23 protein-coding genes, 1 tRNA gene and 1 pseudogene are annotated in these 26,580 nt (G+C 60.7%); 18 read left to right on the top strand and 7 right to left on the bottom strand.

Features of this window, described 5'->3' with window-relative positions; all coding sequences use genetic code 11:
- Nucleotide 1: 1 nt before the first annotated feature.
- The 3 genes from ACQKEN_RS17905 to ACQKEN_RS17895 all read right to left on the bottom strand — a co-directional run bounded on the left by ACQKEN_RS17905 (nucleotide 2) and on the right by ACQKEN_RS17895 (nucleotide 1,784).
- Nucleotides 2-442: a DUF3592 domain-containing protein gene (locus ACQKEN_RS17905; RefSeq protein ID WP_205485959.1), complete on the bottom strand. Its 441-nt coding sequence runs from the start codon at nucleotides 440-442 to the stop codon at nucleotides 2-4.
- 152 nt (nucleotides 443-594) lie between these two features.
- Nucleotides 595-1,041 carry a DUF3592 domain-containing protein gene (locus ACQKEN_RS17900; RefSeq protein WP_427687517.1) on the bottom strand — a complete coding sequence of 149 codons (447 nt, stop codon included), beginning with the start codon at nucleotides 1,039-1,041 and terminating at the stop codon, nucleotides 595-597.
- Nucleotides 1,042-1,707: 666 nt separating this feature from the next.
- Nucleotides 1,708-1,784 (bottom strand) — tRNA-Arg (locus tag ACQKEN_RS17895).
- 365 nt (nucleotides 1,785-2,149) lie between these two features.
- On the opposite strand from ACQKEN_RS17895, the gene gabD reads away from it, so the two are divergent.
- The 3 genes from gabD to ACQKEN_RS17880 all read left to right on the top strand — a co-directional run bounded on the left by gabD (nucleotide 2,150) and on the right by ACQKEN_RS17880 (nucleotide 6,454).
- Entirely contained in the window at nucleotides 2,150-3,592 is a 1,443-nt protein-coding gene (gene gabD, locus ACQKEN_RS17890) for an NADP-dependent succinate-semialdehyde dehydrogenase (protein WP_427687515.1), read from the top strand.
- Nucleotides 3,593-3,786: 194 nt separating this feature from the next.
- Nucleotides 3,787-5,067, top strand: coding sequence for a 4-aminobutyrate--2-oxoglutarate transaminase (gene gabT / locus ACQKEN_RS17885; RefSeq protein ID WP_427687513.1), 1,281 nt, complete (start codon nucleotides 3,787-3,789; stop codon nucleotides 5,065-5,067).
- Nucleotides 5,068-5,230: 163 nt separating this feature from the next.
- Nucleotides 5,231-6,454: an HDOD domain-containing protein gene (locus ACQKEN_RS17880; RefSeq protein ID WP_427687511.1), complete on the top strand. Its 1,224-nt coding sequence runs from the start codon at nucleotides 5,231-5,233 to the stop codon at nucleotides 6,452-6,454.
- Nucleotides 6,455-6,482: 28 nt separating this feature from the next.
- On the opposite strand, the gene ACQKEN_RS17875 is transcribed toward ACQKEN_RS17880, so the two are convergent.
- Entirely contained in the window at nucleotides 6,483-7,460 is a 978-nt protein-coding gene (locus ACQKEN_RS17875) for a GGDEF domain-containing protein (RefSeq protein WP_133775676.1), read from the bottom strand.
- A 139-nt stretch (nucleotides 7,461-7,599) separates the two neighbouring features.
- Entirely contained in the window at nucleotides 7,600-8,784 is a 1,185-nt protein-coding gene (gene desA / locus ACQKEN_RS17870; protein WP_427687509.1) for a delta-9 fatty acid desaturase DesA, read from the bottom strand.
- Nucleotides 8,785-8,960: 176 nt separating this feature from the next.
- On the opposite strand from desA, the gene dibA reads away from it, so the two are divergent.
- The 6 genes from dibA (at nucleotide 8,961) to ACQKEN_RS17840 (ending at nucleotide 15,407) form a co-directional block, all read left to right on the top strand.
- Nucleotides 8,961-10,883, top strand: a complete 1,923-nt coding sequence (dibA, locus tag ACQKEN_RS17865) for a phosphodiesterase DibA (protein WP_427687507.1) — start codon at nucleotides 8,961-8,963, stop codon at nucleotides 10,881-10,883.
- Between the two features lie 319 nt (nucleotides 10,884-11,202).
- On the top strand, nucleotides 11,203-11,385 hold the full coding sequence (gene oscA / locus ACQKEN_RS17860; RefSeq protein WP_427687505.1) for a sulfur starvation response protein OscA: 183 nt from the start codon (nucleotides 11,203-11,205) through the stop codon (nucleotides 11,383-11,385).
- A gap of 82 nt (nucleotides 11,386-11,467) precedes the next feature.
- Nucleotides 11,468-12,478 (top strand): sulfate ABC transporter substrate-binding protein, encoded by a 1,011-nt coding sequence (locus ACQKEN_RS17855; protein ID WP_427687503.1) that lies wholly within the window; start codon nucleotides 11,468-11,470, stop codon nucleotides 12,476-12,478.
- A 229-nt stretch (nucleotides 12,479-12,707) separates the two neighbouring features.
- Nucleotides 12,708-13,529, top strand: coding sequence for a sulfate ABC transporter permease subunit CysT (gene cysT, locus ACQKEN_RS17850; protein ID WP_427687501.1), 822 nt, complete (start codon nucleotides 12,708-12,710; stop codon nucleotides 13,527-13,529).
- Nucleotides 13,530-13,541: 12 nt separating this feature from the next.
- Nucleotides 13,542-14,414, top strand: a complete 873-nt coding sequence (cysW, locus tag ACQKEN_RS17845; RefSeq protein ID WP_427687499.1) for a sulfate ABC transporter permease subunit CysW — start codon at nucleotides 13,542-13,544, stop codon at nucleotides 14,412-14,414.
- Between the two features lie 3 nt (nucleotides 14,415-14,417).
- The gene (locus ACQKEN_RS17840; protein ID WP_427687497.1) at nucleotides 14,418-15,407 is read left to right on the top strand and encodes a sulfate/molybdate ABC transporter ATP-binding protein; all 990 of its coding nucleotides are present in this window, start codon (nucleotides 14,418-14,420) and stop codon (nucleotides 15,405-15,407) included.
- A 245-nt stretch (nucleotides 15,408-15,652) separates the two neighbouring features.
- Here ACQKEN_RS17840 and ACQKEN_RS17835 read toward each other — a convergent pair whose 3' ends face one another.
- On the bottom strand, nucleotides 15,653-16,189 hold the full coding sequence (locus ACQKEN_RS17835; RefSeq protein ID WP_427687495.1) for a DUF962 domain-containing protein: 537 nt from the start codon (nucleotides 16,187-16,189) through the stop codon (nucleotides 15,653-15,655).
- Between the two features lie 106 nt (nucleotides 16,190-16,295).
- Between ACQKEN_RS17835 and ACQKEN_RS17830 the strand changes: the two genes are divergently transcribed.
- A complete protein-coding gene (locus ACQKEN_RS17830) occupies nucleotides 16,296-17,006 on the top strand; it encodes a Crp/Fnr family transcriptional regulator (protein ID WP_427687493.1) in 711 nt (236 codons plus the stop codon).
- Nucleotides 17,007-17,018: 12 nt separating this feature from the next.
- Here ACQKEN_RS17830 and ACQKEN_RS17825 read toward each other — a convergent pair whose 3' ends face one another.
- Entirely contained in the window at nucleotides 17,019-18,026 is a 1,008-nt protein-coding gene (locus ACQKEN_RS17825; protein WP_427687491.1) for an AraC family transcriptional regulator, read from the bottom strand.
- A gap of 110 nt (nucleotides 18,027-18,136) precedes the next feature.
- Between ACQKEN_RS17825 and ACQKEN_RS17820 the strand changes: the two genes are divergently transcribed.
- From ACQKEN_RS17820 to ACQKEN_RS17785, 8 genes and pseudogenes are all read left to right on the top strand, one after another.
- On the top strand, nucleotides 18,137-19,207 hold the full coding sequence (locus tag ACQKEN_RS17820) for a fatty acid desaturase (RefSeq protein ID WP_427687489.1): 1,071 nt from the start codon (nucleotides 18,137-18,139) through the stop codon (nucleotides 19,205-19,207).
- Nucleotides 19,208-19,499: 292 nt separating this feature from the next.
- Nucleotides 19,500-20,081, top strand: coding sequence for an alpha/beta hydrolase (locus ACQKEN_RS17815; protein WP_427687487.1), 582 nt, complete (start codon nucleotides 19,500-19,502; stop codon nucleotides 20,079-20,081).
- 132 nt (nucleotides 20,082-20,213) lie between these two features.
- Nucleotides 20,214-21,029: pseudogene (locus ACQKEN_RS17810) on the top strand (sigma 54-interacting transcriptional regulator); the annotation flags it as partial.
- A 217-nt stretch (nucleotides 21,030-21,246) separates the two neighbouring features.
- On the top strand, nucleotides 21,247-22,035 hold the full coding sequence (locus ACQKEN_RS17805; RefSeq protein WP_427687485.1) for a MetQ/NlpA family ABC transporter substrate-binding protein: 789 nt from the start codon (nucleotides 21,247-21,249) through the stop codon (nucleotides 22,033-22,035).
- Nucleotides 22,036-22,341: 306 nt separating this feature from the next.
- Complete coding sequence (locus tag ACQKEN_RS17800) at nucleotides 22,342-23,235, top strand: TauD/TfdA dioxygenase family protein (RefSeq protein WP_427687483.1); 894 nt, start codon at nucleotides 22,342-22,344, stop codon at nucleotides 23,233-23,235.
- A 14-nt stretch (nucleotides 23,236-23,249) separates the two neighbouring features.
- The gene (locus ACQKEN_RS17795; protein WP_427687481.1) at nucleotides 23,250-24,131 is read left to right on the top strand and encodes an ABC transporter ATP-binding protein; all 882 of its coding nucleotides are present in this window, start codon (nucleotides 23,250-23,252) and stop codon (nucleotides 24,129-24,131) included.
- A 164-nt stretch (nucleotides 24,132-24,295) separates the two neighbouring features.
- A complete protein-coding gene (locus ACQKEN_RS17790; protein ID WP_427687479.1) occupies nucleotides 24,296-25,162 on the top strand; it encodes an ABC transporter permease in 867 nt (288 codons plus the stop codon).
- 88 nt (nucleotides 25,163-25,250) lie between these two features.
- The gene (locus tag ACQKEN_RS17785; RefSeq protein ID WP_427687477.1) at nucleotides 25,251-26,285 is read left to right on the top strand and encodes an ABC transporter substrate-binding protein; all 1,035 of its coding nucleotides are present in this window, start codon (nucleotides 25,251-25,253) and stop codon (nucleotides 26,283-26,285) included.
- Nucleotides 26,286-26,580 lie beyond the last annotated feature (295 nt).

The following is a 26,580-nucleotide window of genomic DNA, read 5'->3' as shown; positions in this document are numbered from 1 at the left end:
TTTAACGTCCTTTTAGCGGCGGTACGGCAGGTTGCTTCCTGCCACTGGAAAACTCAGACCTACAGCCCCAGATAAACGCCAGGCCCATAAAACTCAGTGACACCGGAATGCCCCACAACGCGCCTCGGTCTTCAATGACAGCCGTCATCTTCGGGTCTTCGGCAAGGTAGAGCACCTGAACCGGCTGACCAACTTCATAGCCGAAAATCACCCCGCCCTGCGGGTATGAGATGACTTGGTTGTCAGCACTGGTGAATTCGATTTCGGGGTGCGAACCGCCAGCGTTAAGTTTAGTCACTACACCAGGGGCTCGCTGCGCCTGAGACAAAAACTCGTAACGCCAGTAAGCCATAGAACCGGCAATGGCAAGCAGGACTACACCGGCCAAGCCAAAGATCAGGCTTCGTATGAGGTAGGTATAGGGGTTGGGAGGATTACTCATGTCTTTACTCAGGCGTCCTTGAAAAGTATCTGGGATCGGCTGTCAGCCCTGCGAGCTGCCGGCCGATGGTGATCTTTGGGAGTCAGCCCGCCACGACTCGCTGTTATAGGTCCACCGACTGAAACTAACAGGTAGCGGAATGATCGAGTGAGTCATGGTTTAACGTCCTTTAGCGCCGGTACGGCCGGTTTCTTTCTACCACTGGAAAATTCGGATCGAGCCACGAGCGCGAAGGCCAAACCCATCAACCCTAACAACGCCGAAGTGCCCCACAGCGCCCCCCGGTCGTTAACGACACCCGTCATCTCGGGGTCTTCGGCAAGGTAGAGCACCTGAACCGGTTGCCCGACTTCATAACCAGAAATCATCCCACCCTGTGGGTATGAGATGACTTGGTTGTCAGCACTGGTGAATTCGATTTCGGGGTGCGAACCGCCAGCGTTTAGCTTGGTAACTACGCCAGGCGCACGCTGCGCCTGAGGCAAAAACTCGTAACGCCAGTAAGCCATATAACCGGCAATCACCAGCAGGGACAGACCGACCAGGCCACAGATCACGCTTCGTATCAGGTAGATGTAGGGGTTGGGAGGATTACTCATGTCTTTAGTCAGGCGTCCTTAAGGAGTGTCTGAGAGTTAATCAGCCGACAGTCCAGCGAAGGCAACGGGTGCAACAACGGCCTTGATAGTTCCCAGCGATAGTTCCCGGCACCGGCGACGTCATGCCCATGCACGGGACGGCCGTGCTGTTGGGCAAGCGCGGAGGCGTGGCGAGGTGTGAAGCTGCGCCGGATTGGGGGCACGCAAGTGCGGCGGTATGAGCTTGCGTGGGGGACCCACGACGAGAAAACCATTGCATTGTCTCTCCCTGTTTCCCAGGCGGGCGCCTGAGACAAAGCTGAATTCCATATACTGGCGTGACCTTGTTCAAGGTGCATGACGCCAAGCGGATTTATACAGGTTTCCGTATTTCAGGCGCCAGAAAAATCAAAACAAGGTCACTGGCTGTGGCCGTTAAATGTCTGATGTTGAGACCCGTATCACTGTGCTTGCACCAACCCCTGAAAACATCGGCACCATTTCCGACTACGCGCCTTTGTGCTTCAGTGCGACTTAGGAGATGCAGCGATAATGAGTTGATGAAAGGCGGTGCCTACAGCCTCGACGCGAGAGACAAAGATGCCTCGGTCGATGGGGGTACGACATTCAGGACTAAAACAGGTATGGGGAGTAACGCTGACCCCCTGCGACGCAAAGGGAAGAAGATGGCGCACCTGACGGGATTCGAACCCATGACCCCTGCCTTCGGAGGGCAGTACTCTATCCAGCTGAGCTACAGGTGCAACGCGGGCGCCATAATACTCATCTGGCCTGCACGCGTCCATGCCGATGACCCGCCGTTAACAATTTAGTGAGACCAAGCCAAGCCGTATCGGCACCCCCGCACGACAACCACATACGAACGCTCCCAGCTACGCTCATCCGAATTCATCCCACCCCAAGCTCCAACCGTTCTTTTTTTCGAACGCACTATTGTCCTTTACCCCTGTTGTCCCTAGGATTCGTTTGAGATTTCAAACGCCCCGCCCGGCCTTTCTTCTATTCTTCATTCAGGGCCGGCGACAGTTATATCCGGCGGCGGCCTCGGTCGAGGCGCCCGCACACAACCATTCGCTCCGCCGCGCGCGGTGCTGTTCAGGAGGCCGCAATGCAGCTCAAAGACTCGAAGTTGTTCCGCCAGCAGGCGTACATCAATGGCGCCTGGGCGGATGCCGACAGTGGCCAGACCATCAAGGTCAATAACCCGTCGACCAATGAGATTCTCGGCACCGTGCCAAAGATGGGCGCTGCTGAAACCCGCCGCGCCATCGAGGCCGCTGACAAGGCGCTGCCGGCCTGGCGTGCGCTGACCGCCAAAGAGCGTGGCGCCAAGCTGCGTCGCTGGTTCGAGCTGATGATTGAAAACCAGGACGACCTCGGTCGCCTGATGACCCTTGAGCAGGGCAAGCCACTGGCCGAGGCCAAAGGCGAAATCACTTATGCCGCTTCCTTTATCGAGTGGTTCTCCGAAGAGGCCAAGCGCATCTATGGCGACGTGATTCCGGGCCATCAGCCGGACAAGCGCCTGATCGTCCTCAAGCAGCCGATCGGTGTTACCGCAGCGATCACGCCGTGGAACTTCCCCGCTGCGATGATCACCCGCAAGGCCGGCCCGGCGCTGGCGGCAGGCTGCACCATGGTGCTCAAGCCCGCTTCGCAAACGCCTTACTCTGCACTGGCACTGGCTGAATTGGCCGAGCGCGCGGGCATCCCGGCGGGCGTGTTCAGCGTGGTGACCGGCAGCGCCGGCGATATCGGCGGCGAGCTGACCAGCAACCCAATCGTACGCAAGCTGTCGTTCACCGGCTCGACCGAGATCGGTCGCCAGTTGATGGCTGAATGCGCTCACGACATCAAGAAGGTCTCGCTGGAACTGGGCGGCAACGCGCCGTTCATCGTGTTCGACGACGCTGACCTGGATAAGGCCGTTGAGGGCGCGATCATTTCCAAATACCGCAACAACGGCCAGACCTGCGTGTGCGCCAACCGCATCTATGTGCAGGATGCCGTCTACGACGCTTTCGCCGAGAAGCTGCAGGTTGCCGTCGCCAAGCTGAAAGTGGGTGATGGCCTGGCGGAAGGCACCACCACCGGTCCGCTGATCGACGAAAAAGCCGTGGCCAAGGTCAAGGAACACATCGCTGATGCCTTGAGCAAAGGCGCGAAAGTGCTGAGCGGCGGCAACAGCCTGGAAGGCAACTTCTTCGAACCGACTATCCTCGTCAACGTGCCGAAAAACGCAGCCGTGGCCAAGGAAGAAACCTTCGGCCCGCTGGCCCCGCTGTTCCGCTTCAAAGACGAAGCCGAAGTGATCGCCATGGCCAACGACACCGAGTTCGGGCTGGCGTCGTATTTCTACGCGCAGAACCTGAGCCGGGTGTTCCGTGTGGCGGAAGCGCTGGAGTACGGCATGGTGGGCATCAACACCGGTCTGATCTCCAACGAAGTCGCGCCGTTCGGTGGTATCAAGGCGTCCGGTCTTGGTCGCGAAGGCTCCAAGTACGGCATCGAAGATTATCTGGAAATCAAATACCTCTGCCTCAGCATCTGAACCCGCTGAGTGGCAGAGTGAAGTAACTGTTCTACAACCTGCGGGACGCGAGAGCGCCGTTTCGCAGGTTTCAGTGGCACCAACCTATTGGTGGCCGGGAGGCCGCGACAGTCGATCATCGTATGCTGTCGCTGTTGACCCCCGCTGCTTGATCCTTGAACCGCGCCGCCCGATGAGCGGCGAATGAGGAAATGATGAGCAAAACTAACGCATCCCTGATGAAACGCCGCGAAGCTGCAGTCCCACGCGGCGTTGGTCAAATTCACCCGATCTTCGCTGAGTCCGCGAAGAACGCCACCGTCACCGACGTCGAAGGCAACGAGTTCATCGACTTCGCGGGCGGCATTGCGGTACTGAACACCGGTCACCTGCACCCGAAAATCATCGCGGCCGTGCAAGAGCAACTGACCAAGCTGACCCACACCTGCTTCCAGGTGCTGGCGTACGAGCCTTACGTCGAGCTGTGCGAGAAGGTCAACGCCAAGGTGCCGGGCGACTTCGCCAAGAAAACCCTGTTGGTCACCACCGGTTCCGAAGCGGTTGAAAACGCCGTCAAGATCGCCCGCGCCGCAACCGGCCGTGCAGGCGTCATCGCCTTCACCGGCGCTTACCACGGCCGTACCATGATGACCCTGGGCCTGACCGGTAAAGTCGTGCCGTACTCGGCCGGCATGGGCCTGATGCCGGGCGGTATTTTCCGCGCCATCTACCCGAACGAACTGCACGGTGTCAGCGTTGACGATTCCATCGCCAGCATCGAGCGCATCTTCAAGAACGACGCCGAGCCTAAAGACATCGCCGCGATCATCATCGAGCCGGTGCAGGGCGAGGGCGGTTTCTACGTCGCGCCTAAGGCGTTCATGGCGCGTCTGCGTGAACTGTGCGACAAGCACGGCATTCTGCTGATCGCTGACGAAGTGCAGACCGGCGCTGGCCGTACCGGCACCTTCTTCGCCATGGAACAGATGGGCGTGAGCGCCGACCTGACCACCTTCGCCAAGTCCATCGCCGGTGGTTTCCCGCTGGCGGGCGTGTGCGGCAAGGCCGAATACATGGACGCCATCGCCCCGGGCGGTTTGGGCGGCACTTACGCCGGCAGCCCGGTCGCGTGTGCTGCTGCGCTCGCGGTGATGGAAGTGTTCGAAGAAGAGCACCTGCTGGATCGTTGCAAAGCCGTTGGCGAGCGTCTGGTCACTGGCCTGCGTGCCATCCAGGCCAAGTACCCGGTCATCGGTGAAGTCCGCGCGCTGGGCGCCATGATCGCCGTCGAGTGCTTCGAGAACGGCGACACCCACAAGCCTAACGCTGCTGCCGTCGCGCAAGTGATCGCAAAGGCCCGTGACAAGGGGCTGATCCTGCTGTCCTGCGGCACCTACGGCAACGTGTTGCGCGTGCTGGTCCCGCTGACCTCGCCGGACGAGCAGTTGGACAAAGGCCTGAAGATCATCGAAGAATGCTTCGCTGAAATTGCCTGACTTCATGCCGATGAGCCGCATGCACGCTTGGTAAAAGTGTGAGCGCTTGATCAGAAAAACCTGCTTCGGCAGGTTTTTTGTTTATTGACGCCAGAAAAATCGCTTTCGGTCTGTCTCCCTGCCCAGTCTTTGACTAAGGTAAAGGGACTGATGCCGGAGAGTCATGATGACCGTTGTAGAGGCGCTAGCCGTTCCCCGCGTGTTGATTGCTGAATCGGACCCCTGGGCCCGCGAGATGCTCAACGAATTGGTCCTCGACGTGCGTTGCGACGCGCAGCTGGACATCTGTTCCAACGGCCGGGAGGCCATCGAGCGGATGAGCGGGTATATCCCCGACCTGGTGATCGCTTCCCGCGAACTGCCGGGGGTCGATGGCCTGAGCTTGCTGCGCGGGCTGCGGCAGCTGCGCCGTCAGCCGCCGGTTCGTTTCATTTTGCTGAGCAGTCGCAGCGACAGCGTCAGTGTCCGCGAGGCCGTGCAGCTGGCGCCGACCGCCTATCTCACCAAACCCCTGAACATGGAAGGCCTGCGCCATCGGCTGGAAACGCTGCTGTTGCAGGACGGCGCGCAGGTCGCCTGTGCAGTGCCCGCGCTGGCGCCGGGTGTCGGGCTGGATGCGTTTCTGGAAAAACGCCGTGAGGTGGCTGACGGCGGGCCGCTGTTTGTTGACGTGACGGCAGCCGTGGCCAGCAGTCGTGGGGCGTCGGGTGTTGATCTGACGTTGCTGGAAAAGGCGCTGACCCACGATCCCCATGTCACCGCACTATTGATTGCCGCCGCCAACAGCGCGTCGCACCACCAGGGCAAGCCTGTGCAGACGTTGGGCCAGGCGCTCGCCGTATTGGGCGCCACCCAGAGCGTCAATCTGGTGCAAGGTCTGGCTCTCAAGCGCGGCGCGGTGCTCACGGATGCCGCGCTATTGCTGCACGCCACCGAAATCTGGGAGGTCTCGCAACGCACTGCCGACTGCGCGCGGACGTTGGCGCGTAAGCTGGATCTCGATCACGAGCGTTGCTACTGCGCCGGTTTGCTCAGGGGCTTGGGCGACTTGACGGTGTTGCGCTGTTTGCAGGACTGGCTGATCGCCGGCGGCGCGCTGGATGAGGCTACCATTCGCCGCGCGTTGGCGCAGTATTCGGCCTCGTTTGGCTCGGCATTGCGCACACGCTGGCGGCTGCCGCTGGAACTGCGTGAATTGATTGCGGCGGTGTACCAGTACAACACCGGCGTCTTCACTCGCGAGGTATTGGCGATGAACGTGGCGGGACAGATGGGCGCGCTCGGACTTGAAGACCCGCTGGAGGCACTGGCGAAAAGCAAGTCGGCGCGGCTGCTGAAGATCAGCGAGTCAGATCTGGAAGGGGTGCGCAGCAAGACGGTGGCTTAGCCGGGATGTTGATTTCAGAAGAGCAGGCTTACACCAGCACGATCTGATTCTTGCCCTGGCGCTTGGCCTGGTACATCGCAGCGTCAGAACGTGCGTAGAGCGCTTCGAGGCTCTGGTCCTGCTCGCCAAGGTTAGTCAGCCCCTGGCTGGCGGTGATGCCAAAGGTCTTGTCATTGCACTGGAAGCTCAGGCGCTGAATTTCCCGCTGCAACCGCTCGGCGATCTGCTGGGCCATTTCCGGCGCACAGCCCGGGAACACGGCGGCGAACTCTTCCCCGCCAATCCGCCCGAACAAATCACCACGACGCAGCGTCTTGCGCCCGCATTCGGCAATGCGTTGCAGCACCAGGTCGCCTTCCTGGTGGCCATAGGTGTCGTTGACCAGCTTGAAATCATCCACGTCCAGCAACAGGAACGCCATCGGCGTGCCCTGCAGACGCGCCTGCTCGAATTCGCGTTGAGCGCATTCGAAGAAGTGCCGGCGATTGCTGCTTTGGGTGAGCACGTCAGTGGTGGCCAGACGCTGCAGCTCGTCTTCGAGGTGCTTCTTCTCGGTGATGTCTTCGGCGATGCCGACCACGATCAGGCGCTGGCTGTGCTCGGCCTGATGACTGACAAAGCATTTATCACTGAGCCAGCGGACCTGGCCGTCGGCGCGAATGATGCGGTACTCGCGGTCTTCGATGGAGCCTTTCTCGAGCACTTCGCTGAGGCTGCGCTCGGCGTAGTCCAGATCGTCGGGGTAAATGCTGTCGCGCCACTCGCTGTAGTCCGCGAGCAACAAACCGGCGGAACGGCCGAAAATGCGCTCGTAGGCGGGGCTGACATAGATCATGCGTTGCGTCTGCCAGTCGAACGCCCACAACACGGCGTTGACGCTGACCAGCAGAGAACTGAACAGCTGCTCGCGCTCGCTGAGGCGCGCCACTTCCGCCTGGGCATGCATCAGCGCCAGAAGGGTTTCTGCTGCGGCGGGGGTCTCAACGTGGGGAGTCTGGTTGTCCATGAGCACTGCATCTCGGAATAAGGTGCGGCGCATGCCACAACATGTCACACAGCATAGTGCGAAGGTGTTAATGAGATAGGAGTAATGGCACTAAGTTCCGATCGGTGCCACCCGGACGAATGGTCACCGATCAACGGCATCAAGCGTGGTGAGGCCGCAACGAGTAGGTTTTCAGCTGATCGGCGAAGTCACGCAGCGACTGAATCCCGCTGGCTTCGGCCTCGTGGACCCAGTCTTTGATGGCCGCCAGCATGTCGTGACCATTGCTGCTGGTCTTCGCCCAGATCTGCTGCAGCGCCAGGCGTTTTTCGTAGATCACTTTCAGTGCCTGACTGTGTTCCAGCATGGTCTGGATGCGCGCTTGATGCTTGTCTTCAAGCAGGCTGGGCTCGCGGGAAAGCAGGCGTTTGGCGCGGCGGAACTGGTGACGTACGGAGGCATCGGCTTTCGCCAGTTCCTGTGCCACCAAAGGCGCGATCACCAGCTTGCGGTACTGAGCCATGATCTGGAATCGGTTGTTGAGGATGGCCATCGCCGTGTCCATGTCCAGATGACCCTTGCCTTCAACACGGTGCGCGATCGGCGCGACGCGCTGCACCTTCGCCAGGCGCAACCAGCTGAACACTTTGATCCACGCCCAGCCCATGTCGAACTCCCAGCGCTTGACCGACAGCTTGGCCGAGTTGGGATAGGTGTGGTGGTTGTTATGCAGCTCTTCGCCGCCGATCAAAATGCCCCAGGGCACCAGATTGGTGGCAGCGTCACGGCATTCGAAGTTGCGATAGCCGACTGCATGGCCGAGGCCATTGACCACGCCCGCCGCCCACACCGGAATCCACATCATCTGAATCGCCCAGACGGTGATGCCGATGACGCCGAACAGCGCCAGATCGATCACGCCCATGATCGCGACGCCCAGCAGGGGATAGCGCGAATACAGGTTGCGTTCGATCCAGTCTTCGGGGCAGTTTTTGCCGTAGATGCGCAGCGTCTCGGGGTTCTCCGCTTCGGCGCGGTACAGCTCGGCGCCTTTGCGCAAGACCGTCGAGAGACCCTTGATGACCGGGCTGTGCGGGTCATCGACGGTTTCGCATTTGGCATGGTGCTTGCGGTGGATAGCGGTCCACTCGCGGGTGTTCTGCGCCGTGGTGAGCCACAGCCAGAAACGGAAAAAGTGCTTGAGCCCGGCGTTGAGTTCCAGGGAGCGATGCGCTGAATAGCGATGGAGATAGACCGTGACGCCGACGATGGTGACATGTGTCATCGCCAGGGTGACTGCGACCAATTGCCAGACGGACAGGTCGAGCAGACCGTTGTTCCACATAGGCTGAGTTGCCCTCGGTTGTAACGCGTGCGATGTACGGATCCGCCTGAGCAGACCCTGAGACAGAAGCGCGCATTATCACTTAGCTCACAGATAAAACCACCCGCTGTTTCAGATAAGCGTCGCAAGATGTTTCTTGTTCTATAATTTCTACTTTCGCAAGGTTGTTTCTATCTATGTCGAGCACTACCCGAGATGCGCTACGCACCGCAACGTTGTACGGGGTTGTATCGATTGGGTGGTCCGCGGTCATGGACTATGTGCTGCCGCGGCTGATCGAGGACCCGACCCAGCTGGGGCGGGCGCAGCAGGCCGGCGGTTATGTCTGGCTGGCCTTCAGCGCGGTGCTGATCTACCTGGCTCGCTCGCGATTGCTCCGATTCACGGGCGTCACCGAGCTGGCGCGCCGGGATGAGGACATGCAGCGATTGCGACTGGCCGCGGCTGTGTTCGATACCACGCTGGAAGGCGTGCTGGTCACCGATGCCACGGGCGTGATCGTGCACGTGAACCGCGCCTTCAGCGAGATCACCGGCTATCAGCAGGATGAAGTGCTGGGTCTGCGGCCGAGCAAGTTCAAATCAGGGCGCCATGGCCCCGAGTTCTACGAACGCATGTTCAAGACCATCCACAGCGCAGGGCAGTGGAGTGGCGAGATCTGGAACCGTCGCAAAAGCGGCGAGATCTACCCGCAGTGGCAAAGCATTCGTCCGATCAGGGACGAGCACGGCGAAATCACCCAATTCGTCGCGGTGTTTTCCGACATTTCCTCGATCAAGCATTCCGAGCGCGAGCTGGCGCATCTGGCCCATTACGATCCGCTGACCGGCTTGCCCAACCGCTTGCTGTTCACAGACCGCGCCGAACAGGCGCATACCCACGCCCGTCGTAACAAGCGCAGCCTGGCGCTGTTGCTCGTCGACCTGGACCACTTCAAGCACATTAACGAAAGCCTCGGCCACAGCGCCGGGGACGAAGTGTTGAAAGCTGCCGCCGAGCGCCTTGAAAACCATCTGGAAAAGGGCGTCACGCTGGCGCGGCTGGGCGGCGACGAATTCGCGATTCTGCTCGAAAATGCCCAGCAGGTCGCGCAGTCCGCCGAACTGGCGCAAAGCATTCTGGAAGGGCTGCGGGAGCCTTTTCTGGTCAGCGGGCAATCGCTGTTTCTCACCGCCAGCGTCGGCATCAGCATCTTCCCCCACGATGCGCTGACCGCCGAGCAGTTGCTGCGCAATGCCGACGCCGCACTGTCACAGGCCAAGTATCAGGGCCGTGAAAGTTACGCGATGTATACCGCCGAACTGACCGCCCACGCCCAGCGCCGTGTCGAGTTGGCGGCCGAGTTGCGACAGGCCGTCGAGGAAAACGAGCTACGGGTGTTTTATCAGCCGATTCACAACCTTAACAGCCGCGGCATCGAAGGCGTCGAAGCGCTGGTGCGCTGGCAGCATCCGGTGCGGGGCATGGTTTCGCCGGGTGAATTCATCCCCATCGCCGAGCAAAGCGGGCTGATCGCCGACATCGATAACTGGGTGCTGACCCAAGCCTGCCGGCAGATGGGCGAGTGGCTGGCGGAGGGTGTGGATATCGCGTTCGTCGCGGTCAACGTGTCCAGCCGGCTGTTCGGTCGCGGCGATCTGGATCGTCGGGTGGCCAAGGTCCTGGCCGAAACCGGACTGGCGCCCCGGTTTCTGGAATTGGAGGTTACCGAAAGCGCGATCATGGACGACCCCGATCAAGCCATCGAACAGATGCACCGGCTGCGTGATCTGGGCTTGAAACTGTCCATCGACGATTTCGGCACCGGGTATTCGTCGCTGCTGCGGCTCAAGCGCATGCCGGTGCAGAAACTGAAAATCGATCAGGGGTTCGTTGCCGGTCTGCCGGACGACGATGACGACATCGCGATCGTCAACGCGATCATTGCCTTGGCTCGGGCCATGGATATGCGGGTGCTGGCGGAAGGTATCGAGCAGGCCAACCAGGCCGGCTTTCTGCTGAAACACAACTGCGAACTGGGCCAGGGCTATTGGTTCGCGCGGCCCATGCCGGCGGAGCAGATCAACTGGCAGCATGCGCCGGTGTTTGTCTCTGCCTGAGACGCTGGTGGCGCAAGTGATGCTTTTGTAGGCGCGGCGTCACACCTAAAATCCGGGTTGGACACCCATTCGTAGGGGCTGGCTTGCTGGCGAACGCGATGGGTCAGGCACATCATTGGCGGCTGACACACCCGGTTCGCCAGCAAGCCGGCTCCTACAGATGCGTAACTGCATGCGAACCCATTTCCCAAATGCCTTTTGGTTATATCTGCATTCTTAAATAGTATTTTTAAGAATATCTCTGCGTCTCTACTATCGCGCTCACGCCACAAGCAGCGGCCGCCCCCACGCTGCGGCAAATCTTTCAAGGAGCACGAACATGAGCGCATCTCTACGTAGCGTTGACGGCCAGGACGAAGCAAGCATTTTGCGTGAAATTCAAAGCGCGCTGCGTGACCTGCGCTTCGGCGCGGTTGAAATCACGGTGCACAACGCGCAGGTGGTCCAGATCGAGCGCAAGGAAAAATTCCGTCTGCAGAACCAGAGCAACAAGCAGGGCTGAGCCACGCTCCCGTATCACTAACGCTGCATGACCTAAAACTAGAAAAAGCCAACAGCACAGCATTTGTCCAGGAGCTTGATTCATGTCCATTCGTCGTTATGCGCTGGCCGCGCTCGCCAGTGCGGTGTTTGCCGGTTCTGCTGTCGCCAAGGATTTCACCCTGCTGAACGTGTCGTATGACCCTACGCGCGAGCTGTATCAGGACTACAACGCCGAATTCATCAACTACTGGAAAAAATCCCACCCGGGCGACACCGTGAAGATCAACCAGTCCCACGGTGGCTCAGGCAAACAGGGCCGCTCGGTGATCGACGGCTCGCCGGCTGACGTGGTGACCCTGGCCCTGGCCGGCGACATCGACGAAATCGCCAAGCTGGGCAAGACCATTCCTGCGGATTGGCAGACCAAGCTGCCGGACGCCAGCACCCCGTACACCTCGACCATTGTGTTCCTGGTGCGCAAGGGCAACCCGAAAGGCATCTATGACTGGGCCGACCTGATCAAGGACGGCGTGTCGGTGATCACGCCGAACCCGAAAACCTCGGGCGGCGCGCGCTGGAATTTCCTGGCGGCGTACGGCTACGGTCTGAAATCCAACGGCGGCGACGAAGCCAAGGCCAAGGAATACATCGGCAAGCTGTTCAAGCATGTGCCCGTGCTGGACACCGGCGCACGCGGCTCGACCATTACTTTCGTCAACAACGGTCAGGGTGATGTGTTGCTGGCGTGGGAAAACGAAGCGTTCCTGGCGCTGAAAGAAGACGGCGGCGCGGACAAGTTCGACATCGTCGTCCCTTCGCTGTCGATCCTGGCCGAGCCTCCCGTGGCCGTTGTCGAGAAGAACGCCGAGAAGCACGGCACCACCGAAATCGCCACTGAATACCTCAAGCACCTGTACAGCAAGGAAGGTCAGGAAATCGCGGCGAAAAACTTCTATCGTCCACGTGACAAGGAAGTGGCCGCCCAGTACGAGAAGCAGTTTCCGAAGCTGAACCTGCTGACCATCGACAAGGACTTCGGTGGCTGGAAATCGGCTCAGCCCAAGTTCTTCGATGACGGCGGTGTGTTCGATCAGATCTACATCCCGCAGTAAGAGGGTCGGCTGAGGGCCTGGCGCTCCTGTAGGAGCCGGCTTGCTGGCGAATGCGGCTCGCTCCGACGCTGCCTCGGTGACTGACACGCCGCTATCGCGAGCAAGCTCACTCCTACAGGGGATGCCGTGGCGGACAATAAATTATCTGATAGATGTTCCGCCGCGCGCCTGAATCGGAATAAATGGACCCGGACTCGTTCCGGGTAACGTGTGTAAACCAAGGACTTTTATGTCTCGACGCATATCCCCCGTCATACCCGGCTTCGGGCTGACGCTGGGCTACACATTGGTGTACCTCAGCCTGATTGTGCTGATACCGCTTGCGGTCATGTTCATCCACGCTTCCCAACTGAGCGCCGTGCAGTTCTGGAACGTCGTCACGGCGCCTCGCGTGCTTGCAGCACTCAAGCTGAGTTTCGGCACAGCGTTCTGCGCGGCGATCATCAACGGCATCATCGGCACGCTGCTGGCCTGGGTGCTGGTGCGTTACACCTTCCCCGGTCGCAAGATCATCGACGCGATGATCGATCTGCCCTTCGCACTGCCCACCGCCGTTGCCGGTATCGCGCTGACCGCGCTGTACACGCCGAACGGTTTCATCGGCCAGTTTGCCGCCGACCTGGGCATCAAGATCGCCTACACCCCGTTCGGCATCACCCTGGCGTTGACCTTTGTCACCATGCCCTTTGTGGTGCGCACGGTTCAGCCGGTGCTGGCGGACATTCCCCGCGAAGTCGAAGAAGCAGCGGCGTGCCTTGGCGCCAAGCCCCTTCAGGTGTTTCGTCACATCCTCGTGCCGGCCTTGTTGCCTGCCTGGCTGACCGGCTTCGCGCTGGCCTTTGCCCGGGGCGTGGGTGAGTACGGTTCGGTGATTTTCATCGCCGGCAACATGCCGATGAAGACCGAAATCCTGCCGTTGCTGATCATGGTCAAGCTCGACCAGTACGACTACACCGGCGCCACGGCGATTGGCGTGATGATGCTGCTGGTGTCGTTCGTGCTGTTGCTGCTGATCAATCTGTTGCAACGACGCATCGAAACCCCTAACTGAGGAGGCGCACGTATGTCTGGTTCATCGCTCATTGCTGCGTCCTCCGCCAATGCTGCCCGTCGTGGCAGCTCGGTGTCGCGGCGCATTCTGATCGGCCTTGGCTGGCTGGTCTTCGCGTTCTTCCTGTTGCTGCCGTTGGTGGTGGTGATCGGCCAGGGCTTGAGCAACGGCCTCGGCGGATTCTTCGCCGCCATCCTGGAGCCCGATGCGCTGTCGGCGCTCAAGCTCACCGTGTTCGCCGTGCTGATTTCGGTGCCGCTCAACGTCGTCTTCGGCGTCGCGGCAGCCTGGTGCGTGAGTAAATACTCGTTCCGCGGCAAGGCGATTCTGGTCACGCTGATCGATCTGCCGTTCTCGGTCTCGCCGGTCATCGCCGGTCTGATCTACGTGCTGATGTTCGGCGCCCGTGGCGTGTTCGGCCCCTGGCTGCAGGACCACGACATCCAGATCGTCTTCGCCCTGCCGGGCATCGTACTGGCGACCATCTTCGTGACGGTGCCGTTCGTGGCCCGCGAGCTGATCCCGCTGATGCAGGAGCAGGGCACGCAGGAAGAAGAGGCCGCGCGGTTGCTTGGTGCCAATGGCTGGCAGATGTTCTGGCACGTGACCGTCCCCAACATCAAATGGGGCCTGATCTACGGCGTGGTGCTGTGTACCGCGCGGGCCATGGGTGAGTTCGGCGCGGTGTCGGTGGTGTCGGGGCACATTCGCGGCGTGACCAACACCCTGCCGCTGCATGTCGAGATTCTCTACAACGAGTACAACCACGTGGCAGCATTTGCCGTGGCGAGCCTGTTATTGATCCTTGCGCTGTTCATCCTGCTGCTCAAGCAGTGGAGCGAAGCGCGCATTAGCCGTCTGCGCAAAAACGCGGCGGAGGAATAATTCATGTCGATCGAAGTCCGTAACGTCAGCAAGAATTTCAACGCCTTCAAGGCCCTCGACGGCATCAGTCTGGATATCCAGAGTGGCGAGCTCGTGGCGCTGTTGGGCCCGTCCGGCTGCGGCAAGACCACGCTGCTGCGCATCATTGCCGGGCTGGAAACCCCGGACAAAGGCAGCATTGTGTTCCACGGCGAAGATGTCTCCGGCCACGACGTGCGCGATCGCAACGTAGGGTTCGTGTTCCAGCATTACGCGCTGTTTCGCCACATGACCGTGTTCGACAACGTCGCGTTCGGCCTGCGCATGAAGCCGAAGAACCAGCGCCCGAACGAGAGCCAGATCGCCGTCAAAGTGCATGAGCTGCTGAATATGGTGCAGCTGGACTGGCTGTCGGATCGCTATCCGGAGCAACTGTCGGGCGGTCAGCGTCAGCGTATCGCGCTGGCCCGTGCCTTGGCCGTGGAACCCAAAGTGCTGCTGCTGGACGAGCCGTTCGGCGCGCTGGATGCCAAGGTGCGCAAGGAGCTGCGGCGCTGGCTTGCGCGGTTGCACGAAGACATCAACCTGACCTCGGTATTCGTGACCCACGACCAGGAAGAGGCCATGGAAGTCGCCGACCGCATCGTGGTGATGAACAAGGGTGTGATCGAGCAGATCGGCTCGCCCGGCGACGTCTACGAGAACCCGGCCAGCGATTTCGTGTACCACTTTCTGGGTGACTCGAACCGCCTGCACCTGGGCGAAGACAACCACGTGTTGTTCCGCCCCCACGAGGTGTCGTTGTCACGGCACGAAGTGGAAGGGCACCACGCGGCGGAAGTGCGGGACATCCGCCCGTTGGGCGCAACGACGCGCGTGACGCTGAAGGTCGAAGGGCAGCCCGATCTGATCGAAGCGGAAGTGGTGAAGGACCACGACAGCCTGACCGGACTGGCGCGGGGCGAGACGTTGTTCTTCAAGCCGAAAGTCTGGCAGAAAGTCGACAACCTCTAAGCGTACCCCTGTAGGAGCGTGGCTTGTCCCGCGATCTGCCTGGGACCGGCAGCAATCCTGATAATGCGGTCTGCCTGATGGACCGCATTATCCGGTTTGCGACGACTGCGTCGCCGATCGCGGGACAAGCCACGCTCCTACAGATTCGTGCGGTTTCTCACAATCCGGGCCGGACGCAAATCCGCTGTAGGAGCAATCGGAGGTTACGACGGTCGCGAAGCGCGCTCCTACAGCCGGTCTGAGCTTTAAACCGCAGCCTTCTTCAAATCCCGCCGGTGCGTCTTGCCCACTCGCGCCTCGATGACGTGCTGCAACTTCTTCCTCATTCCCAGCAAAAAAGCCGCTTCGGCGACGACAAACAACGGCCCGATGATCAGGCCTGTGAGGTCGTCGACAAACGCCGGCTTGCGGCCTTCGTAATAATGGCCCACAAACTGAATCGCCCAACCGAGCACAAACAACCCGACGCCGGCACTGAGCCAGAACAGGGTGGTCTGTTGCGCCAGGTTCGCGCCCAGCCACAGGCACAGCGCAAGCAGGACACCCATGAGCACACCGAAGAAGGCATCCAGCCGCAGGTAGAAGAACGTCGCCGCAAGACTCACCAGCAAGGCGGGAGACACCCAAATCCCGCCGAGTGACCAACTGGTCCAGCCGGGGCGTGAGAGCAGCACGGCCACCGCGATCACGATCAGCGGAATGCCAACGAAGTGGGTGACGATATTGCGGGTATCGCGGTGGTAGGCCGCGTACTGGCTAAGGTGATCGACGAGGTTTTTCATTGTTATTCCTCTATGGATACGTAGATCATGCCGCTGATTTTTTTCGGCTGAACCCGCTGGACGGATCAGCCTGCAACAAAACGCCGGCTATCAAAAGGAGATTCACATGACGAATGGAACCCAATGGCGCTCATGGTTTATCAACGACCGATGGTTCCGCGATCTGCCTGCGCTGTTGCAGGATAGCTTGCTGACCGGCATGCGTCAGCGCCGGGTGACGCCCGGCAAATCGATCTTCCAGCGCGGCGACCCGGCGCCCGGCCTGTACGCGCTGCTCACGGGCTCGTTACGCATCAATCCCCTCAAGCCGCAGCAAACGGACATGCCTCCGGCAGAAGGCTATCGGCCCTTCTGGTTCGGCGAAGCCTCGTTGTTCGACGATCTGCCCGCGACCCACAATGTGTTCGCCCAGGACGCGGTCATTCTCCTGCACATGCCCCACGCGCCACTCAAGCAACTGCTGGCCGAACACCCGGCCTTGTGGCGGCATTTCCGCGAGTTGCTGGGGCACAAGCTCGGCCTCGCCGTGCCTGCCGTCGAAGACATCACCCTGATGCCCACCGAAGAACGGGTGGCGTTTCGGCTGCTGATGCTGGCCGAAGCCTATGGCGAGATGGATCGCTCCGTGCGCAGCGTGCCCCTTGCCGACATGGCGTCCAGTCGCTGCCTCGGGCTGAGCGGTGAGGTGGTCGAGCGGGTGTTGGGGCAGTTCGCAGAACGGCAGATCGTGCGCCGCGATCACGACCTTATCGGCGTGCAGGACACGCAATGGTTGCGCGAGGCCGCCCTTCATCGCCTGACCGGCGCAGTCGCGTAATGGCGCCTCCCATCAGTGATTCATTCCTTCGCGGTACTGGCTGGGCGTCATCCCGGTCCAGCGCTTGAACGCGCGGCTGAAGCTGCTGGTGTCGGCGAAACCGAGCAGATACGCGACTTCGCTGAGCGAGCAACCCGGGTCGCGCATGTGTTGCAGCGCCAGATTCTGCCGGCACTGATTGAGCAGCAGGTCGTACCGGCAACCCTCGTCGGCCAGATGGCGCTGAAGGCTGCGCAGACTCAGGTGCAGTGTGTGGGCGATGTGCTCGGCGGACGGCTCGCCTTCCGGCAATTGAGCTTCGATGGCGCCACGCACCTTGCGCTCCCAGGTCAGCGCACTGAGCTGCTCGAGGGTGCGGTTGAGCACAGCCTCGTTGTGCACGGCCAACTCCGGATTGCCATCTTCCAGATGCCTGTCGAAATCCTCGCAGGCAAAACTCAGCAGATTCTCCGCCGCGCCGAAGAACAGCGGCGCGCGGAAGACGTCATGCCACGGCTGCGGGTCTACCGGCTGCGGCCGCATCAGGTGCACGGCCAGCGGCGCGTAATGACGGCCCAGGCGGTTGCGGCAGGTGCGCACGTAGATCACGGCGAAGGCGTCCATGGCCTCATTGGCCGGCATCGGACTGCCGTCGGGCACGCGGAAACGAAACTCGTAACGCTCGGCCACATGCTCGAAGCTCATGACCAGCGCGTCGCTCACCACCGGGTGATAACGCACGATGCGCTCGAACACCTCACGCAACGAGCCGCTGGCGACCAGCGCGTAACCGAGTGCGTGAAAGGTCGTCGGGCTGACGAACCGCGACACCCGCAAGCCCAGCGCCGGATCGCCGCTGGCCTGCACGGCCAGCTCCCAAAAACGGGTGGTCACCGCCACCGGGTATCGAGCGTTGGGATCATCCATCAGCTGCGGATCCAGGCCCGCAGCCTGGCTCAGCGCGAGGCTGTCGAGGCCGAGGGCATCGAGTTGCTTGCGCAAGGCGCGGGTCCAGCTGGCGAGGATGCTCGGCTCAGGCATACAGGTTGGCGCTTCCGGTCTACAGATTGGCGTTCACGGTCAGGCAGCATCCCGGCTTAAGCGGCACAGTGGTGCCACGCTTCTTCATCCTGAAACCGGAGAATGGAATCATGCACGACACTTCTGCAAGTGCTGCCGGACTGAATGCACAACAACGATCAGCGCATATTCGTGCGGTGGTTTCCGCCCACGGCGCCGCGCTGCGTGAGCGCTATCCGCTGCTGCTGCATCAGGACGCCATCGGCGCAGGCATCCTGTGCTTCGCGCTCGCCGGCATGATCGGCAGCGCGGCCCTCTATATCGGGGGTTATCTGGCCTGGTGGGCGTGCCTGCTGCTGAATGCGTTCTTCGCCTCGCTGACCCACGAGCTTGAACACGACCTGATCCACAGCATGTATTTCCGCAAGCAGCGCGTGCCCCATAACGTGATGCTGGCATTGGTCTGGCTGGCGCGGCCGAGCACGATCAATCCCTGGATTCGCCGGCACCTGCACCTCAATCATCACAAGGTCTCCGGCACCGAGGCGGACATGGAGGAGCGCGCCATCACCAATGGCGAGCCGTGGGGCGTGGCACGGTTGCTGATGGTGGGCGATAACGTCATGTCGTCGCTGATCCGCATGCTGCGGGCGAAAACCCGGGCGCATAAATTCAGCATTCTCAAGCGCACCCTTCGCGTTTATGCGCCGCTGGCGCTGCTCAATTGGGGCGCGTGGTACGTGTTTCTCGGCTTCCATGCCGCCAATGGCATTGCCGGTCTGACGGGCAGCCCGGTTGACTGGTCGGCGAACACGCTGGCGGTCATGCACGTCATCGACATCGCTGTCGTGGTGCTGGTCGGTCCGAACGTGCTGCGTACCTTCTGCCTGCATTTTGTCAGTTCGAACATGCATTACTACGGCGACGTCGAGATGGGCAATGTCATGCAGCAGACCCAAGTGCTCAATCCGTGGTGGATGTGGCCGCTGCAGGCGTTCTGCTTCAACTTCGGCAGCACCCACGGCATTCATCACTTCGTGGTGAAGGAGCCGTTTTACATACGCCAGATGACGGCGCCCGTTGCGCACAAGGTGATGGCCGAGATGGGCGTGCGGTTCAATGATTTCGGCACCTTCGGGCGGGCCAACCGGTTTGAACGGGTGACTGAAAACGACACGGTGCTTAAGCCTGCGCGCGGTTGATACCGGCCTGGCTGTTGCGCCAATGACGCCGGTTTTCAGAAATTTTTCTGGATAAAGATTTCTGTAACAACCGCCCCTTAATCTCTGCTCATCCCCGGCGAGCTGGGGGCAGACAGCGTGATTCTAAGGGCCACCCCTTTAAGGCAGGGGGTGGCCCTCTTTTTTTGCGCCATTCCCCGACGCTATCGCATATATTTTCGAGCTATTAATAAATAGCTTCTTATTCTTTTTCGAATATATGTCGGATCCCTATACTCGCCCCCATGAACGCACCCTGCAGGAGGCGAAGGCCATGCATAACGAATCGATCCGTTACTTGATCGTGCCAGGCTGGCAAGGATCTGCCGACGACCATTGGCAAACTCACTGGCAGAACAGCCTGCCCAACAGCGTGCGTGTGGAGCAGGCCGACTGGCTCAAGCCGCGCCGGGAAGATTGGGTGGGTGAGCTGCAACGCGCCATTGCCTCTGACAGCACACCGGTGATTCTCATCGCCCACAGCCTGGGTTGCGTCACCGTCGCCCATTGGGCGCAGCTGGCGCCAATGGCGAGTCTGCGTCAGGTGCGAGGGGCATTGCTGGTGGCTCCCGCCGACGTCGAACGCCCCAATTGCCCGCCGGCGATCCGCAATTTCGCGCCCATTCCCGAGCACCTGCTGCCGTTCCCGACCCAAGTGGTCAGCTCGGACAACGATTCAGCCGTCAGCGCGTTGCGTGCGATGGAAATGGCCCGCAATTGGGGCGCTGAAATCGGCATCCTCAGCGGCGCGGGTCATATCAACGTGAAGTCCGGCCACCAGCGTTGGGAGCAGGGTTTCGCGTACCTGTACCGGCTGCAAGGGCGCATTGAGCATTTCAACCGCCGCCGCGCATGACCAGCGCATTCGCAACGGTCGTTGCGCTTGAGCCCACTTTTCTCACGATCATTTTCGCCGCAGTGAACCGACAGGTGCTGCGGCTTTTTTTTCAACGCCCGGGTCCATGAATGGCCGGGGCGGGAGCCTGCCATGAGCCTTTCCGACATTTCGAGCCACCCGTTGCTGACCTTTCCTGATGCTGAAAAAAGTCCGCTGAGCATCCGCGCCAAGGCCTTGGTGTTCATCGATCCACGATCGCGGCAGTTGCGCGAAGAGATGGAGCTGCTGGCGCCACTGGACCTGCCGGTGCTGATCCGCGGCGAGTCCGGCACGGGCAAGGAATTGCTGGCGCGTCATATTCACCGTGGCAGCGACCGGGCCGGGTTGTTCGTATCGGTCAACTGCGGGGCCATCAGCTCGACCTACGCCGACGCCGAGCTGTTCGGTTACGCCGCCGGCGCCCACAGCGGCTCTGTCAGCAGTCGGGCAGGCTGGTTCGGCTCGGCAACCGGCGGCACGCTGTATCTGGATGAGATCGCCGACCTGCCGATGGCAATCCAGATCAAATTACTCGCGGCGCTGGAAAACCACGAAGTCACCCGCGTCGGCGCCACGCAGCCCAGCCAGGTCGACGTCAGGCTAGTCGCAGCGACCAGCATCGATCTGCGTCTTTCAGTCGCCGCCGGCAAATTCCACGAGCGGCTGTTTCACTACCTGAACGAAGGACGCCTCGACCTGCCGGCGTTGCGCGAGCAGCCGGGCAACATCCTGCCGTTGGCCGAGTACTTCCTGGGGATTTACAGCCAGCGCTTCGGTTTCGAGATGCCGCTGATCAGCGAAGACGCGCAGCGCGTGCTCGAAGCCCATTACTGGCCGGGCAATACGCGGGAGCTGGAGAACGTCATTCACTTCGCGCTGCTGGTCAGCAGTGGCGCGGAAATCCTGCCCGAGCATCTGAATCTGCCGGTTCGCTGACGGCTCTGGGGCTCGTGCATCCAACAGACGGATGGCGAAATGCCCACTGAGAACCAAAAAGCATAACCATCCGACTAAAAAGTATTGTCTCGGAATAAAAAATCTCGGTACTGTCCGCATCAGCCGCCACCCTGCCAAGGGTCGATCCCGCGGCAGACCGACGACAAAGTCGCCTAAGAGGCGATCCGATTTCTATTAAGGACATCGCATGAAGAAGACGTTTCTGTTCACCGCACTGGCGGCTGCTCTCTCTCTGGGCATCAGCGCTGCACAAGCTGCCGAGAAGCTCGTCGTGGGCGCCACGGCTGTTCCGCACGCCGAGATCCTCGAGCTGATCAAGCCTGAACTGGCCAAAGAAGGCGTGGACCTGCAGATCAAGGTCTTCACTGACTACGTGCAGCCGAACGTGCAACTGAACGAGAAGCGTCTGGACGCCAACTACTTCCAGACCAAGCCTTATCTGGACGGCTTCAACAAAGGCAAGGGCGCCACGCTGGTGACCGGCGTCGGCGTACACGTCGAACCGTTCGGTGGCTATTCGAAGAAGTGGAAGTCGATCGCCGAGTTGCCTGACGGCGCAACCGTTGCCATCCCTAACGAAGGCAGCAACGCAGGTCGCGCTCTGCTGTTGCTGCAGAAGAACGGTTTGATCACCCTGAAAGACCCGACCGACGCCCTGGCGACGCCGAAAGACATCGCCACCAACCCGAAGCACCTGAAGTTCCGCGAGCTGGAATCGGCGCTGCTGCCGCGCGCGCTGGATCAGGTTGACCTGGATCTGATCAACACCAACTACGCGCTGGAAGCCAAGCTCAGCCCTAAAAAGGATGCGCTGATTCTGGAAGGCTCCGACTCGCCGTACGTGAACTACCTGGTAACCCGCACCGACAACGCTCACACCGACGCGATCGAGAAGCTGTCCAAAGCGCTGACCAGTCAGCAAGTCAAAGACTTCATCAACAAGAAGTACGACGGCGCGGTTATCCCGGCGTTCTGATGAAGGTCTGAATGCGCGGTTGCAGCGCATTCATCTATACAAAACGCGCTTGCCCGCCGCTGCTCCCGCTCCGCTGACGCACCGTCATCGGCTGCAGGGAGTGGCGACGGGCAAGCGCGTTTTGCGTTTTGAGCTCAGCGCCTGCGCATTAGTCTGCTTTCAGCCGACTCGCACAAGGCGGTGATGGCCGAGGGCCGTGGCTAGGTCGTTCGGCGCTATGCATATGCTCTATCGATATTTAAAATTCCGTTCTTATAGCTTTAAAGTCCTCCCTCCTCAGCCACACCTTTTGGAGTCGGAGTTCTCATGCCAGCAGCCTCCCACGCTTCGTCCGCGCAAGCGCCCGGTCAGCAGTTCGATGTGCGTCCATTCGCCGAAAAGGTGGGCGCGGAAATCGTCGGTCTGGATCTGTCCCGTCCGCTCAACGACGCCGATTTTGCCCGGGTGCATCAAGCGCATCTCGATTATCACGTGGTCGTTTTCCGTGATCAGCACATCACCCCGCAGCAGCAGATCGATTTCAGCCGCCGTTTTGGCGTTCTGCAGATTCACGTGCTCAAGCAGTTCCTGCTCGCCAATCACCCCGAGATTTTGATCGTCTCCAATATCGTTGAGAACGGTCAGCCGGTGGGGCTGGGCGATGCGGGCAAATACTGGCACTCGGACCTTTCTTACAAAGAGCTGCCAAGCCTGGGTTCGATGCTCTACGCCCAGGAGCTGCCGAGCGAAGGCGGCGACACCCTGTTCGCCGACATGCACCTGGCCTGGGACACACTGCCCGAGCACTTGCGCACGGCCGTTGAGGGTCGCACCGCCGTGCACAGCTATACGTCCCGCTACAGCCATGGGCATAACGCCGACAACTGGCGCCCGACCCTCAGTGCTGAACAGCTGGCGCAGGTCGCGGTGGTCAGCCACCCGATCGTGCGCACCCACCCGGAAAACGGGCGCAAGGCGCTGTTCGTCAGCGAAGGCTTCACCACCCACATCGTCGGCCTGCCGGAAGACGAGAGTCAGGCAATTCTTACTGAGCTGTACGCCCACAGCGTTCGTCCGGAAGGCGTTTACCGCCACAAGTGGCAGGAGAACGACATGGTGTTCTGGGACAACCGTTCGCTGATTCACCTGGCCGGCGGCACGCCCGATCACCTGCGCCGTCGCTTGCACCGCACCACCATTCAGGGCGATGCGCCGTTCTGATTCAGGAGAGCTCCATGAATGCTGTTCTGCAAAGCCACACGGCTAGCGATCGCTTGAACGCGCACCAGGCCAATCAGCCCACCGCTGAAGCGCTGCTGCAAGTACAGGGCGTCAGCCTTGAATACCGCACGCCGGAACGCGTGGTGCGGGCCACCCATCAAGTCAGTTTTGAAATCGATCCTGCCGACCGCTTTGTCCTGCTCGGCCCGTCGGGCTGCGGCAAGTCAACGCTGCTCAAAGCCGTGGCCGGATTCATCCAGCCCAGCGAAGGGCAGATTCGTCTGGCCGGCCGGGAGGTAAAGGAGCCGGGGCCGGACCGGATTGTGGTGTTCCAGGAATTCGACCAGTTGCCGCCGTGGAAGACGGTGATTCAGAACGTCATGTTTCCGCTGCTGGCCTCGCGCACCCTCAAGCGGCGCGAAGCCGAGGAGCGTGCGCGGTATTACCTGGAAAAGGTCGGCTTGAGCGCCTTCGCCGACGCGTATCCGCACACCTTGTCCGGCGGCATGAAAGCGCGCGTGGCGATTGCCCGGGCGCTGGCGATGCAGCCCAAAATCCTGCTGATGGACGAGCCCTTCGCCGCTCTTGATGCGCTGACCCGCCGCAAGATGCAGGAAGAGCTGCTGGAGTTGTGGGAAGAGGTGCGCTTCACGCTGCTGTTCGTGACCCACTCCATCGAGGAAGCGTTGGTGGTGGGCAACCGGATTCTGCTGCTGTCGCCCCATCCGGGCCGCGTGCGCGCCGAGATCAACAGCCATCAGTACAACTTGAGAAGCCTCGGCGGCGTCGAGTTTCAGGCGTCTGCGCAGCGGATTCACCGGTTGCTGTTCGACGAAGGCGCAGCGCCTGCAGTCGAGCCGGATCTGCGGTTTCAGGATGTTCGTATTGCCTATTAACAGCGCTGCCGGTGGGACCCTCTACCGGCTGCATGAACTGAGCGTATCTCTGTAGGAGCTGGCTTGCTGGCGAACGCGTTAGGTCTGACACCGTTTTGGTGGATGGCAGATGGTTCGCCAGCAAGCCGGCTCCTACAGGGCGCGTCGTCTTGAGAGACATACCCATGAGCCTTTCACCCCCACTGCGGGAAGAATACGAAGTCGTGCTGGAGCCTTTCACTCAGGAAGACCTGGCCCGGGACATTCCCCTTGCGCATCGCGTCTGGCAGGTCAGCTGGGTGCGTAAAGCCGTCATCCTGGTGGCCCTGGCGATCATCTGGGAAATCGCCGCGCGCATTCAGGGCAACGATCTGCTGCTGCCGAGCTTTCTGCAAACCGCTTCGGCGTTTATCGACGGCATCGCCAGCGGCGAATTGCTGACCAAGGTGTGGATTTCCCTGACGGTCTTGGTCAAGGGCTACCTGATCGGCATCGTCCTGGCGTTCGGCCTGACCACGTTGGCCGTGTCCACTCAACTGGGTCGCGACCTGCTGGGCACGCTGACGGCGATGTTCAACCCGTTGCCGGCCATCGCGCTGCTGCCGCTGTCGCTGTTGTGGTTCGGCCTGGGTGAAAACAGCCTGATCTTCGTGCTGGTGCATTCCGTGCTCTGGGCACTGGCCTTGAATACCTACGCGGGGTTCCTCGGCGTCTCTGAAACCCAGCGCATGGCCGGGCGCAATTACGGCCTCAAAGGGCTGCGGTTCGTCTGGTACATCCTGATCCCCGCAGCGCTGCCGTCGATTCTCGCGGGCCTGAAAATCGGCTGGGCCTTTGCCTGGCGAACCCTCATCGCCGCAGAGCTGGTGTTTGGCGCGTCTTCGGGCAAAGGCGGTCTGGGCTGGTACATCTTCCAGAACCGCAATGAGCTGTACACCGACAAGGTATTCGCGGGCTTGGCGGCGGTGATCATCATCGGTCTGCTGGTGGAAAACCTGCTGTTCAGCAACGTCGAGCGCCTGACCGTGAAGCGGTGGGGCATGCAGCGCTGATCTGTTTTTTTCAAACGAACGCTCCGCCTCGTGGCCGCTGGATGGGCAGCGAGGCTGCAATCCCTTTCGCCTTCATCGTGAGAACTGTATGGATTTTTCGAAGACAGCTGCACCGTCCAAGCGCCCGACACTGACCACGCTCGCCGCCGCATTGGGGCTGGCTGGCGCATTGTTGAGCAGCGGCGCCAACGCTGAAGGCAAGATCAGCATCGCCCAGCAGTTCGGCATCGGTTATTTGATTCTGGACGTCGTTCAGCAGCAGAAGCTGATCGAGAAGCACGGCAAGGAGCAGGGCCTGGACATCAAGGTCGACTGGAACAGCATTTCCGGCGCCACCGCGATGAATGAGGCCCTGCTGGCTGGCGCGCTGGACGTGGTGTCGGCGGGCGTGCCGCCGATGCTGACCATCTGGGACCGCACCAAGGGCAAGCAGAACGTCAAGGCAATCGCCTCGCTGGGCTCGATGCCCAATTACCTGCTCAGCAACAATCCGAACGTGAAAACCCTCAATGACTTCACCGAAAAGGACCGCATCGCGGTGCCGGCGGCGGGCGTGGGTTTCCAGTCGCGTACCTTGCAGATCGAAACCGCCAAGCTGTTCGGGAACGACAATTTCAAGAAATTCGACAACATCTCGGTCAGCCTGCCGCATCCGGACGCCACGTCGGCGCTGATTGCCGGCGGGTCGGAGATCAGCGCGCACTTCTCCAGTCCGCCTTTTCAGTATCAGGAGCTGGAAAATCCCAAGGTGCATAAAGTGCTGAGTTCGTACGATGTGCTGGGCGGCCAGGCGACGTTCAACGTGCTCTACACCACTCAGAAATTCCACGACGAAAACCCGAAGACCTATAAGGCGTTCTACGACGCCCTGGCCGAGGCCGAGAAGATCATCAAGGCCGACAAACCTGCGGCGGCCAAGACCTACATCGACGTCGAGAAATCGAAACTGCCGTTGCCGCTGGTGGAGAAGATCGTCTCCGACCCTGAAATCGACTTTACCGTCGTGCCCCAGCGCACGTTCATCTACGCCGAAAAACTGCACGAGCTGGGTGTGCTGAAGAACAAGGCCGACAGCTGGAAGGATTTCTTCTTCGAAGAAGCCCACGGTGGCGCGGGGAGTTGATCCTCGATATCTGATCGGGCTTTCTAGATAGGCCAGCGAGGGAAGGCGGTGTGTCAGTCACGCCGCCTTCGCGACCGTCGTGACCTCCGATTGCTCCTACAGGGGAATTTGCGTCCGGTGCAGACGTCAGGCGCGGGCGCAAAACTGATCTATGTCCGGCGCGGGATGTCTGGCGTATGAAATATCGGTAGGAGCGTGGCTGAACTGGTCAAGTAATTCTGGACACCCGTTTAGGTTTTCAAGCAGCCGCTCCCTCTGCAGCCACAGGCGACCTGTAGCCGTTGTAGCTGTGGGG

The organism is Pseudomonas sp. NPDC078416, assembly GCF_050268485.1.
In the GTDB taxonomy this organism is placed as follows: domain Bacteria; phylum Pseudomonadota; class Gammaproteobacteria; order Pseudomonadales; family Pseudomonadaceae; genus Aquipseudomonas.
This window is presented reverse-complemented; position numbering and strand designations above follow the sequence as displayed.

Coding starts and splice junctions, on each gene's coding strand:
- ACQKEN_RS17905 (WP_205485959.1), bottom strand. CDS start 442: ATGAGTAATCCTCCCAACCCCTATACCTACCTCATACGAAGCCTGATC.
- ACQKEN_RS17900 (WP_427687517.1), bottom strand. CDS start 1,041: ATGAGTAATCCTCCCAACCCCTACATCTACCTGATACGAAGCGTGATC.
- gabD (WP_427687515.1), top strand. CDS start 2,150: ATGCAGCTCAAAGACTCGAAGTTGTTCCGCCAGCAGGCGTACATCAAT.
- gabT (WP_427687513.1), top strand. CDS start 3,787: ATGAGCAAAACTAACGCATCCCTGATGAAACGCCGCGAAGCTGCAGTC.
- ACQKEN_RS17880 (WP_427687511.1), top strand. CDS start 5,231: ATGATGACCGTTGTAGAGGCGCTAGCCGTTCCCCGCGTGTTGATTGCT.
- ACQKEN_RS17875 (WP_133775676.1), bottom strand. CDS start 7,460: ATGGACAACCAGACTCCCCACGTTGAGACCCCCGCCGCAGCAGAAACC.
- desA (WP_427687509.1), bottom strand. CDS start 8,784: ATGTGGAACAACGGTCTGCTCGACCTGTCCGTCTGGCAATTGGTCGCA.
- dibA (WP_427687507.1), top strand. CDS start 8,961: ATGTCGAGCACTACCCGAGATGCGCTACGCACCGCAACGTTGTACGGG.
- oscA (WP_427687505.1), top strand. CDS start 11,203: ATGAGCGCATCTCTACGTAGCGTTGACGGCCAGGACGAAGCAAGCATT.
- ACQKEN_RS17855 (WP_427687503.1), top strand. CDS start 11,468: ATGTCCATTCGTCGTTATGCGCTGGCCGCGCTCGCCAGTGCGGTGTTT.
- cysT (WP_427687501.1), top strand. CDS start 12,708: ATGTCTCGACGCATATCCCCCGTCATACCCGGCTTCGGGCTGACGCTG.
- cysW (WP_427687499.1), top strand. CDS start 13,542: ATGTCTGGTTCATCGCTCATTGCTGCGTCCTCCGCCAATGCTGCCCGT.
- ACQKEN_RS17840 (WP_427687497.1), top strand. CDS start 14,418: ATGTCGATCGAAGTCCGTAACGTCAGCAAGAATTTCAACGCCTTCAAG.
- ACQKEN_RS17835 (WP_427687495.1), bottom strand. CDS start 16,189: ATGAAAAACCTCGTCGATCACCTTAGCCAGTACGCGGCCTACCACCGC.
- ACQKEN_RS17830 (WP_427687493.1), top strand. CDS start 16,296: ATGACGAATGGAACCCAATGGCGCTCATGGTTTATCAACGACCGATGG.
- ACQKEN_RS17825 (WP_427687491.1), bottom strand. CDS start 18,026: ATGCCTGAGCCGAGCATCCTCGCCAGCTGGACCCGCGCCTTGCGCAAG.
- ACQKEN_RS17820 (WP_427687489.1), top strand. CDS start 18,137: ATGCACGACACTTCTGCAAGTGCTGCCGGACTGAATGCACAACAACGA.
- ACQKEN_RS17815 (WP_427687487.1), top strand. CDS start 19,500: ATGCATAACGAATCGATCCGTTACTTGATCGTGCCAGGCTGGCAAGGA.
- ACQKEN_RS17805 (WP_427687485.1), top strand. CDS start 21,247: ATGAAGAAGACGTTTCTGTTCACCGCACTGGCGGCTGCTCTCTCTCTG.
- ACQKEN_RS17800 (WP_427687483.1), top strand. CDS start 22,342: ATGCCAGCAGCCTCCCACGCTTCGTCCGCGCAAGCGCCCGGTCAGCAG.
- ACQKEN_RS17795 (WP_427687481.1), top strand. CDS start 23,250: ATGAATGCTGTTCTGCAAAGCCACACGGCTAGCGATCGCTTGAACGCG.
- ACQKEN_RS17790 (WP_427687479.1), top strand. CDS start 24,296: ATGAGCCTTTCACCCCCACTGCGGGAAGAATACGAAGTCGTGCTGGAG.
- ACQKEN_RS17785 (WP_427687477.1), top strand. CDS start 25,251: ATGGATTTTTCGAAGACAGCTGCACCGTCCAAGCGCCCGACACTGACC.